This window comes from Streptomyces olivaceus, from assembly GCF_000721235.1.
Lineage (GTDB): Bacteria > Actinomycetota > Actinomycetes > Streptomycetales > Streptomycetaceae > Streptomyces > Streptomyces olivaceus.
Genome location: NZ_JOFH01000051.1, coordinates 25,554 through 35,216 on the forward strand (window position 1 = coordinate 25,554; position 9,663 = coordinate 35,216).

General features: G+C 72.3%; 10 protein-coding genes. 6 read left to right on the forward strand and 4 right to left on the reverse strand.

What is annotated here, in order from left to right:
* Positions 1 to 630 precede the first annotated feature (630 nt).
* From IG94_RS0135070 to IG94_RS0135090, 5 genes are all read left to right on the forward strand, one after another.
* Positions 631 to 2,490 carry a sensor histidine kinase gene (locus IG94_RS0135070; protein WP_052411014.1) on the forward strand — a complete coding sequence of 620 codons (1,860 nt, stop codon included), beginning with the start codon at positions 631 to 633 and terminating at the stop codon, positions 2,488 to 2,490.
* 286 nt (positions 2,491 to 2,776) lie between these two features.
* Positions 2,777 to 3,196 (forward strand): roadblock/LC7 domain-containing protein, encoded by a 420-nt coding sequence (locus IG94_RS0135075; protein ID WP_031047057.1) that lies wholly within the window; start codon positions 2,777 to 2,779, stop codon positions 3,194 to 3,196.
* A complete protein-coding gene (locus IG94_RS0135080) occupies positions 3,193 to 3,549 on the forward strand; it encodes a DUF742 domain-containing protein (protein ID WP_031047058.1) in 357 nt (118 codons plus the stop codon). Before IG94_RS0135075 ends, IG94_RS0135080 begins: the two co-directional genes overlap by 4 nt.
* Positions 3,530 to 4,162 (forward strand): GTP-binding protein, encoded by a 633-nt coding sequence (locus IG94_RS0135085; protein WP_031047059.1) that lies wholly within the window; start codon positions 3,530 to 3,532, stop codon positions 4,160 to 4,162. Before IG94_RS0135080 ends, IG94_RS0135085 begins: the two co-directional genes overlap by 20 nt.
* A gap of 11 nt (positions 4,163 to 4,173) precedes the next feature.
* Positions 4,174 to 5,436, forward strand: a complete 1,263-nt coding sequence (locus IG94_RS0135090; RefSeq protein WP_031047062.1) for a cytochrome P450 — start codon at positions 4,174 to 4,176, stop codon at positions 5,434 to 5,436.
* Between the two features lie 126 nt (positions 5,437 to 5,562).
* On the opposite strand, the gene IG94_RS0135095 is transcribed toward IG94_RS0135090, so the two are convergent.
* From IG94_RS0135095 to IG94_RS0135110, 4 genes are all read right to left on the reverse strand, one after another.
* The gene (locus IG94_RS0135095) at positions 5,563 to 6,789 is read right to left on the reverse strand and encodes a cytochrome P450 (protein ID WP_031047064.1); all 1,227 of its coding nucleotides are present in this window, start codon (positions 6,787 to 6,789) and stop codon (positions 5,563 to 5,565) included.
* Positions 6,790 to 6,945: 156 nt separating this feature from the next.
* A complete protein-coding gene (locus IG94_RS0135100; RefSeq protein ID WP_031047066.1) occupies positions 6,946 to 7,605 on the reverse strand; it encodes a DUF5063 domain-containing protein in 660 nt (219 codons plus the stop codon).
* Positions 7,598 to 8,197 carry a recombination mediator RecR gene (recR, locus tag IG94_RS0135105; RefSeq protein WP_031047069.1) on the reverse strand — a complete coding sequence of 200 codons (600 nt, stop codon included), beginning with the start codon at positions 8,195 to 8,197 and terminating at the stop codon, positions 7,598 to 7,600. Before recR ends, IG94_RS0135100 begins: the two co-directional genes overlap by 8 nt.
* Positions 8,198 to 8,288: 91 nt before the next feature.
* The gene (locus IG94_RS0135110; RefSeq protein WP_078535889.1) at positions 8,289 to 8,636 is read right to left on the reverse strand and encodes a YbaB/EbfC family nucleoid-associated protein; all 348 of its coding nucleotides are present in this window, start codon (positions 8,634 to 8,636) and stop codon (positions 8,289 to 8,291) included.
* A 281-nt stretch (positions 8,637 to 8,917) separates the two neighbouring features.
* On the opposite strand from IG94_RS0135110, the gene IG94_RS39125 reads away from it, so the two are divergent.
* Positions 8,918 to 9,663 (forward strand): SLATT domain-containing protein (locus IG94_RS39125; protein WP_063763431.1); only part of this gene is annotated, 746 nt, incomplete at its 3' end.

A 9,663-nucleotide genomic window follows, 5' to 3' on the forward strand; every position in this document is an offset into this window, starting at 1 on the left:
GGTGAGACCCGGGTACTCGCTCAGGCTGGCTCATGCCCATCGCGGCGCGGGTCACTCGGGAAAGTGCCCCGTGTCACACGTTCACAAGGTGCCGCCGGTTCACGGTCGCCCGCGCGGGGGTACCGGCACGCACCCGAGGAGAATGTCACCCCTGGCACACGCTCGCGGACTCCTCGTAGCGACATTTGCGCAGAGGTGTGCCGAAGTACAAAAAATCCACTTGTCCGCTTCGCGTGGTCAGCTCGTGTCGGACTTGTGATTTCCTTGTGCACCTTCCGGTCCGGCAGCCGCGGGGAGCGCGCGATCTCAACTGGAAATCGACGTTCCGGAGAGCGGCCGGCCGCGGTGCGGCGGCGCCCGCGGAGTCCCGTGGCGCGAACAGGCGGGCGCCCACGCGTCGTTGAACTCGGCAAACACACCGGGCTGCCGCCAGGCACGGCGGGCGGCAGCGGCAACGGTATTGCGACAGTGCGGCTTTGCGGCGATCCGCAGCCCGGATATCGCCGACCCCGCGGACATGACTACCATCGGCGACTGGATTCGAATCCGATAATCGCACCACTCTCGCTTCGGGAAGGCCATCGTGTCGACCGGCCTTCACCCCCCTCTCGAGGACCGAGGAATCGCGGAATGCCCCTGACTGCACCACCCCGTCGGAGTCGGCCGACTGAAGTCCTCCACACCTCGCTGGCCGTACCGGCGACCGTGCTGCTGCTGGCCGCCGCGGGCGTGGGCGCGGTGGTGGCGGCGGCACCGAACACGGCCCGCACCTGGACGGGCGCCACCGCCGGCGCCGGGTGGCTGTGCCTCGCGGTCGCCCTCGTCGTCCACCACCTGCTGCTGAAGCGGGCCCGCCGGGCGACCGCCGCGAAGGACGCCGAGGTCGAGCGGCTGACCGCACTGTCGGGCCAGCAGCTGGCGGAGTCGGCCCACCTGGTCAACGTCACCGTGCCGGCCCTGGTGACCCGGCTGCGCGACGGCGCGCCCGCGGACGACACCCTCGCGAAGGTGGCGCAGCCCAGCGACGCCCAACTCCGCCAGGTCGTGCAGGTCTTCGCCTCCGCCATCGAGCAGGCCGCGCAGCGCGCCGCCGCCCTGGACGCCGAACGGCTGCGTGCCCAGCAGGCGCTGGCCGGCGTCCACGAGGAGATCGAGCGGCTGACGCGGGAGATCCTGCCCGCCGCGGTCGCGGAGTTGCAGGACGGCGGCTCCGCCGACACCGTGCTGGCCCGGTGGGGCCTCGCGTCGTCCTCCCCGCTGCGGGAGCCGGTCGACGCCTTCGTCCGCGAACTCGCCGTCAGCGAGCGGCGGGCCGCCGTCGCGCGGGCCGCCTCGGCGAAGGCGCTGAGCCGCGTCCAGGCCAAGACCGTCAGCATGCTCGCCGACCTGCGCGAGATGCAGGAGCGGCACGGTGAAGACGTCTTCGGCGACCTGCTCAACCTGGACCACAGCACCTCGCAGCTCGGCCTGATGACCGACCGGCTGGCGCTCCTGATGGGCGGCCGGTCCAGCCGCGCGTGGAACAAGCCCATCGTGATGGAGAGCATCCTGCGCGGCGCGGCCGGCCGGATCGCGGCCTACCACCGCGTGCGGCTGCACTGCTCGACGAAGGCCGCGATCTCCGGGTTCGCCGCCGAGGGCATCATGCACCTGCTCGCCGAACTCATGGACAACGCGGCGAACTTCTCGCCGCCCATCGACGAGGTCCACGTCTACGTCGACGAGCACAGCGCGGGCATCGTCGTCACCATCGAGGACAGCGGCCTGAAGATGGCCGGCGCGGCGATGCGGCGGGCGGAGGAGGCCGTGTCGGGCAAGCGGACCGACCTCGCCGAGCTGCAGGGCACCCGCCTCGGCCTGGCCGTGGTCGGCGGCCTGAGCGTCCGGTACGGCGTCAGCGTCAACTACCGGCCGTCCTCCCGCGGCGGCACCGGCGTCGTCGTACTGCTTCCTCCCCAGCTGCTGGCCCAGCGGCGCGAACCCGGGCCGGCGGAGGCGGCGCCGCGCCGGACGGCGGCGCCCGTGGTCCCCGGCCCCGCAGAGCCCGTGCAGGAGGCGCACTCCGCGATGGACGAGACAGTCACCGGAAGCGCCGTGCGACCGGCCCCCGAGCAGCCCGCCGGCGCCGGGCCCGACGTACGGCCCGCCGCCGGGAGGCCGGACGAGCCGGCCCGGTCCGCCGCCGCGGAGGGCCCCGGCCTCGACGCGCCGCGCCGCCCCCGGCCGGCCACGCCGAACGGCCTGCCCGTGCGCGCCCCCGGCCGCACGATGGCCGACGCCGACCGGGACCGCGCACAGCGCCAGGCCCCGGGCGGGCCCGCGGGTTCGCGGGGCGAGCCGGGTCCGGCCCCCTCCCCCACGCGCAACGCGGGCGCGCGCTTCGGCGCCTTCCACAGCGGGCGCAAGTCCGCCGAGGGCACGGACACGTCCGGCACCGGAATCGACCTGCCCGACCTGCCGGGGAGCGACTCCGAGCCACCCGCCCCCTAGATCCCGGGGCCACGGACTCCACGGCCCCGGACTCCACGGGCTCCACGGACTCCACGGGCTCCACGGACTCCACGGCTTCGGCTCTCCGGCCTTCCGGAACCCTCGGACCCGCTGGACCCCTCGGACCCCCTGGAACCCCGGGACCCGTCGGACCCGTCGGACCCATCGGACGCGGGACCACGGCGTCCTCGTTCCGCTCAGCTTCCCGCTACAGCGTTACAGCTCGTGAGATTGGAGGAACGGGCCGGTGCCCGGGGCCTTCGGGCCCCACCGTCCCATCACCCACATGCAGACCACCGACAACAGCCTGCTCTGGCTCCTGCAGGGCCTTCTGAAGAAGATCCCCGGCGCCCGGCACGGCCTGGTCCTGTCCCGGGACGGCCTGAAACTGTGCTGGTCCGATCATCTGACGCTCGACCAGGCCGACCAGCTCTCCGCCATCTGCTCGGGCATGCAGGCCCTCGCCCAGGGCGCGTCCGTGGAGTTCGGCGACGGGAGCGGCGGCGTCCGGCACTCCATGACCGAGTTCCACGGCGGCCAGCTCTTCATCGTGCAGGCGGGCGCCGGCGCCCACCTGGCCGTCCTCGCCGAGGAGAGCGCCGACCCCGGCGTCGTGGGCCACCAGATGACCGAGTTCATCGACCAGATCGGCGACCACCTCAGGGCCGAACCGCGCGGGGGCGCCCAGGGGAGTGCCGCGTCGTGACGCGCAAGCCCGTGGACACCGGCGACCCCGACCGGCTCTACATGGTCACGGGCGGTCGCACCCGTACCGACGACTCGTTCGACCTGGTCACGTTAGTGGTCACCGAGTGCGAACCGACCGCCGGAATGCAGTCGGAGCACGTGCGGATCCTGGAGATGTGCCGGCATCCGACCGCGCTCGTGGAGGTCGCCGCGGAGATGAAGCTGCCGATCACGGTGGTGCGCATCCTGCTCGGCGACCTCCTCGCCACCGGACGCATCAGCGCCCGTCATCCGCCTTCCACGCGGTCCGCCGCCTCCCTCCCCGACACCGACCTGCTCAAGGAGGTGCTGCATGGACTCCGCAACCTCTGAGGTGCCGTCCCTGCGCACGCCCCTGTCCGACGCCGCCGAGACGGGCCTGAAGATCGTCATCGTGGGTGGCTTCGGAGCCGGCAAGACCACCCTGGTCCGCTCGGTCAGCGAGATCCGCCCGCTCAACACCGAAGAGGTGATGACGCAGGCGGGGGTCGGCGTCGACGAGACGCACCAGGTGTCGTCGAAGACCACCACGACGGTCGCCTTCGACTTCGGCCGGATCAGCCTCAGCCGGAGCATGGTCCTGTACCTGTTCGGCGCGCCGGGCCAGGAGCGGTTCTGGTTCCTGTGGGACCGGCTCTTCTCCGGCACCCTCGGCGCGGTCGTCCTCGTCGACACCCGCCGGATGGACGACTCCTGGTACGCGATCGACCGGCTCGAACACCACCGCACGCCATTCGTGGTGGCCGTCAACCGCTTCGACGACGAGCCGGAGCGGTACTCGCTCGACGAGATCCGGCAGGCGCTCGCCCTGCCCGAGCACGTGCCGCTCGTCGACTGCGACGCGAGGGTCCGCTCGTCGGGCAAGGACGTCCTGATCGCCCTCGTGGACCACCTCTACGAGATGTCCCTGGCCCAGCAGGCCGCGCAGACCCCGCAGGCCCAGTAGGAGATGACACCGTGACCGACACCGGATCCCTGCCTCCGCAGGAGGCTCCCCCGGGGTGCCCCGCGCACGCGGGCGGCGTGCGGCTGGGCGGCCTGGAGTACCAGCAGACGCCCTCGCAGCTGTACCGGTCGCTGCGCAGGGAGCACGGCGCGGTGGCGCCCGTGCTGCTCGACGGGGACATCCCCGCCTGGCTGGTCCTCGGCTACTCCGAGCTCAGCTACGTCACCGCCAACGACGAGCTGTTCGCCCGCGACTCGCGGCGCTGGAACCAGTGGGCGAACATCCCCGAGGACTGGCCGCTGCTGCCGTTCGTCGGCTACCAGCCCTCCGTGCTGTTCGCCGAGGGCGAGGAGCACCAGCGGCGCGCCGGGGTCATCACCGAGGCACTGGAGGGCATCGACCAGTTCCAGCTGGCGCGCGAGTGCCGGCAGATCGCCGACCAGCTCATCGCGTCGTTCGCCGGCAGCGGCGAGGCCGAGCTGATGAGCGTGTACACGCACGAACTGGCGATGCGCGCCACGCTCGCCATGATCGGCATGCCGCACTCGGGCGACGACACCCAGCGGATGGTGGCCGACCTGCGCGTCTCCCTGGACGCCGCCGAGGGCGACGACCCGGTGGCCGCGTACGCGCGGGTGGGCGAGCGGATCCAGCGGCTGATCGCCGACAAGCGGGAGCGGCCGGGCTCGGACATCACCTCGGTGATGCTGCACCACCCGGCCGGACTGAGCGAGGAGGAACTCGTCCAGGACCTGATCACCGTGATCGCCGCGGCCCAGCAGCCGACCGCCAACTGGATCTGCAACACGCTCCGGCTGCTGCTCACCGACGAGCGTTTCGCGGTGAGCGTGTCGGGCGGCCGGCTCAGTGTGGGCGAGGCGCTGAACGAGGTCCTCTGGCTCGACACGCCCACGCAGAACTTCATCGGCCGCTGGGCCGTGCGCGACACCCAGCTCGGGGGGCGGCGGATCCAGGCGGGCGACTGCGTCGTGCTGGGCCTGGCCGCGGCCAACACCGACCCGCAGATCTGGCCCGAGGGCCACGTCGGGGCGGAGAACGCCGCGCACCTGTCGTTCAGCAGCGGCGAGCACCGGTGCCCCTTCCCGGCGCCGCAGCTGGCCGACGTCGTCGCCCGTACGGCGGTGGAGACGCTCCTGGAGCGCCTGCCCGACCTGGTGCTCGCCGTGGCCCCGGAGGAACTCACCTGGCGTCCGTCGATCTGGATGCGGGGACTGGCCTCGCTGCCGGTGGAGTTCACGCCGGTCGTGCACTGACCGGTGGTGCACTGACCGGTGACGCACCAGCCGGCGGTCTGCTGACCGGTGGCGTGCCGGCCGGTGGTGGGCCGAGGGGCACCGACCGGGCCGGAGTCCTCCGGCCCGGGACGGGTGCCGTACGGGTCAGGCCGCGGCGGGGGTGAAGCGCACCGGCAGGGCCTGCGGGCCGCGGGTGAAGATGCCCTGCTCCGCCGGCTCGGCGCCCTCGGCGAGGCGGACGTCGGGCATGGCGTCCAGCAGGTGGTCGATGCCGACCTCGACCTCGGCCTTCGCGAGCAGCGCGCCGACGCAGAAGTGGCGGCCCAGCGCGAAGGAGAGGTGGTCGGCGGCGGCCGTGAAGGCGTTGGTCGCCGTCAGGTCGTCGCGGAAGATGTCGAACCGCTCCGGGTCCCGGTACCGCTCCTCGTCCCGGTTGGCGGCGCCGATCAGGCAGGTCACGGTGGCGCCGGCCGGTATGGAGCCGGTGCTGAGCGCGACCTCGCCGGCCGACTGACGCATGATCATGTGCACCGGCGGCGTGTACCGCAGCGTCTCGGCGAAGGCGCGGGGGATGAGGGAGCGGTCCTCGCGCACCGCCGCCAACTGCTCGGGGTTCTGGAGGAGGTTGGTGAAGATGGAGGCGATCGCCTTGTCCGTGGTCTCACCGCCGGCCGCCAGCAGCAGGCTGCAGAACGCCTTGATGTCCTCGTCGCTCATCTTGACGCCGTCGACCTCCGCGGCGCACAGGACGGAGAGCAGGTCGTCGCCCGGCTCCTCGCGGCGCTGCTGGATGATCGGGAGCATGTACTCGGCGAACTCGACCCGCGTGCGCTCCCCGGCCTCCGTCACGCCGGCGTCGCCCGACAGGTTGCCGAGGAAGGCGATGACGGCCGTGTACCAGCGGTGGAAGCGCGGGTGGTCGGCCTTGTCCAGGCCCAGCATGTCCGCGATCACGTTGACCGGGAAGCGGGTCGCGTAGTCGGTCACCAGGTCGGCCGAGCCGGTGTGCCGGAACGCGTCGATCAGCTCACGGGAGTTGCGCTCGATCACCGGCGTGAACTTGTCCTGCAGCTCGCTGCCGCGGAACGCCGGGGCGACCAGCGCGCGCCGCACCGCGTGCTCCCGCCCGCTGAGTTGGAGGATCGTTTTGCCGTGTACGGGTTCGAGCTGCCACTCGTAGTTGTCGGTGGTGAACTCGCCCTTGCGGTCCTTGAAGACGCGCTCCACGTCCTCGTACCGGGACACGATCCAGCTCTGGGTGGCCTCGTGCCAGAAGAGGGGGGCGTGCTCCCGCATGGCGCGGTAGGCGTCGTAGGGGCGTGCGGCGAACTCGGGCGAGAGGATGTCGGGGACCTGCTGAGCGGCGGACATGAGACTCCCTGAGGGCTGAGTAACCGGCTTGCCGCTCACAGTAGTTGATCATTGGATGGCCAGTACACCCTCCATCCGCCCGGAACACCGGTCGGTTCCGCCGCGGCACCGGTCGGTTCGCGCCACGACGCCGGTCGGTTCGCGCCACGACGCCGGTTACCTCAGCTGCCGCAGCCCCAGCGGGTTCGCGATCTCCTCCACCATGACCCGGCCGGCCTCCGACTCCAGGGTGTCGTCGCCGAGGTCCTCGTCGGTGTCGAGGCCGTCGAGGGCGGCCAGGGGCTGGTTCAGGCGGACGTGGGCGACGACCGACTGGAGCGCGCGCAGGGTCGCGGACGCCGTGGAACCCCAGTTGGAGAAGTAGGAGAACTGCCACCACCACAGGGCCTCGGTGGGGCGGCCGGCCTTGTAGTGGACCATGCCGTGGCGCAGGTCGGTGATGACGTCGGTGAGGTCGTGGGAGATCCGGGCCGGGACCGGGGCCTTGCGCGGCTCGTAGGGGTCGAAGACCTCGGAGTAGACGTCGATCGGGTCGAGGATGCGGGCCAGGTTCTCGCGGATGTCGTCCACGTCCAGCTCCGGGCCCGGGTCGGGCTCGTAGCGCTCGTCCGGGACGATGTCCTCGTGGGCGCCCAGGCGGCCGCCGGCCAGCATCAGCTGGGAGACCTCCAGGAGCAGGAAGGGGACCGCCGAGTCCGGCTCGTCGCCCTTGGCGACCTCCGTGACGGCCACCAGGAAGCTCTCGATCTGGTCGGCGATCTGGACCGCGAAGTCGTCCGGGTTCTGGTCGGTCGCGTGCAGCGTGGCGTCAGACATCTAGGAGTCGTCTCCCCTCGAAGGCGCGGCCGAGGGTCACCTCGTCCGCGTATTCCAGGTCGCCGCCCACCGGGAGGCCGCTGGCCAGGCGGGTGACCTTGAGGCCCATGGGCTTGATCATGCGGGCGAGGTACGTGGCCGTGGCCTCGCCCTCCAGGTTCGGGTCCGTGGCCAGGATCAGTTCCGTGACCGTGCCGTCCGCCAGGCGGGCGAGCAGCTCACGGATGCGGAGATCGTCGGGGCCGACCCCGTCGATCGGGCTGATCGCACCGCCGAGCACGTGGTACCGCCCGCGGAACTCACGGGTGCGCTCGATGGCGACGACGTCCTTGGGCTCCTCCACCACGCAGATCACCGCGGGGTCGCGGCGCGGGTCGCGGCAGATGGCGCACTGCTCCTCCTGCGCGACGTTTCCACAGGTCGCGCAGAAGCGGACCTTGGCCTTCACTTCCATGAGGGCCTGCGCGAGCCGCCGTACGTCGGTCGGCTCGGCCTGCAGGACGTGGAAGGCGATCCGCTGCGCGCTCTTGGGACCGACGCCGGGCAGCCGCCCCAGCTCGTCGATGAGGTCCTGGACCACGCCTTCGTACAACGGACTGCCGTCCTTCCTGAGGTTCGTGCACTACGTACGGTAGATGGCTCCGGCCGGTCCGAGGAAGCCCGGGAAGGGCGGAGCAGGGGGCTCAGAAGGGCAGACCGGGGATGCCGGCGCCACCGCCGCCGAGGCCCTGGGCCAGCGGGCCGAGCTTCTGCTGCTGGAGGTTCTGCGCGTTCTCGTTGGCCGCCTGGACGGCCGCGACGACCAGGTCGGCGAGGGTCTCGGTGTCCTCCGGGTCCACCGCCTTCGGGTCGATCACGAGGCCGCGCAGCTCGCCGGAGCCGGTGACGGTGGCCTTCACCAGGCCGCCGCCCGCCTGACCGTCGACCTCCGTCTGCGCCAGTTCCTCCTGCGCCTTCGCCAGGTCCTGCTGCATCTTCTGGGCCTGCTGGAGCAGCTGCTGCATGTTGGGCTGGCCACCACCGGGGATCACGTTCAGCTCCCATCGCTTCCGGTCGTACGGTTTTGCCGTTCGGCACGAGCCTACGTGCTCCGGGCGGCCGTCGCCCCAGCACTCTTTCGAGTGATGTCGGGGCAGCCCTATACCTGATCAACGCCCCCTTCCTGGCGGAAAGCGGGCGGAACTCGCTTTTTCGCCACCCATTGGGCGGTAGGAAGGTGTCCGCGCATGAGGTCTTCGCGGACGGCGAGCGGACGGCGAGCGGACGGCGAACAGGCAGGGCGAGCAGCAGGGCGAGCTAGAGGGAGTGCCGGGTGGGTCAGCCGGAGATGCAGCCCGAGAGGCCGCCGCGGGACGAGCGGGGCGGACGGGAAGGGCGGGACGAGCAGGACGGTGGTGGGGGTGCGGGTGCAGGTGCGGATGCGGGCGGGGCCACCGGGGCTGCCGCGCGGCGGCCGGGTGATCTGACCGGGCGGACGCTTCCCCTCGGCGACTGGTCCCTGCCCGCTGAGCGGCTGGACGAGCTGTACCGGTGGGTGGAGCAGGGCGCGCTGGACACGGCGTCCTGGTACCTGGCGGGCCGGGTGTGGAAGCGGCGGGGCGCCGTACTGCTGCGGGGCGGGGGCGCGGCGGGGGCCGTCGCCGGGGTGGCGCTGCCGCTCCTCGACATGTCCGGGTTGGCGGGCGGTGCCGCGCCCTGGGGGTATCTGGCGCTGCTGTGCGCGGTGGCGTGCGTGGCGGGCGACCGGTTCTTCGGGGTCACGTCCGGGTGGATGCGGGACGTGGCCACGGCGCAGGCGGTGCAGCGGCGGCTGCAGGCGTTGCAGTTCGACTGGGCGTCGGAGAGCGTGCGGGAGGTGCTGGGGCCGGCGGAGGGGACGGCGAGCGAGGCGGCGGAGCGGTGCCTGCTGGTGCTGCGGCGGTTCTCGGAGGACGTGACGGAGCTGGTGCGGGCCGAGACGGCGGACTGGATGGTGGATTTCCGGGCGGGGGCCGCGCCGCTGGGGCTGCAGTGGGGGGCGGTTGCCTCCGGCGGGGTGGCCGTCGGGCGGGGTGAGGC

Bases quoted from the DNA above. Each gene is read 5' to 3' on its own strand.
- IG94_RS0135095 (WP_031047064.1), bottom strand. From the start codon at position 6,789: ATGTCCGCCGCTCAGCAGGTCCCCGACATCCTCTCGCCCGAGTTCGCC.
- IG94_RS0135070 (WP_052411014.1), top strand. From the start codon at position 631: ATGCCCCTGACTGCACCACCCCGTCGGAGTCGGCCGACTGAAGTCCTC.
- IG94_RS0135075 (WP_031047057.1), top strand. From the start codon at position 2,777: ATGCAGACCACCGACAACAGCCTGCTCTGGCTCCTGCAGGGCCTTCTG.
- IG94_RS0135100 (WP_031047066.1), bottom strand. From the start codon at position 7,605: ATGTCTGACGCCACGCTGCACGCGACCGACCAGAACCCGGACGACTTC.
- IG94_RS0135085 (WP_031047059.1), top strand. From the start codon at position 3,530: ATGGACTCCGCAACCTCTGAGGTGCCGTCCCTGCGCACGCCCCTGTCC.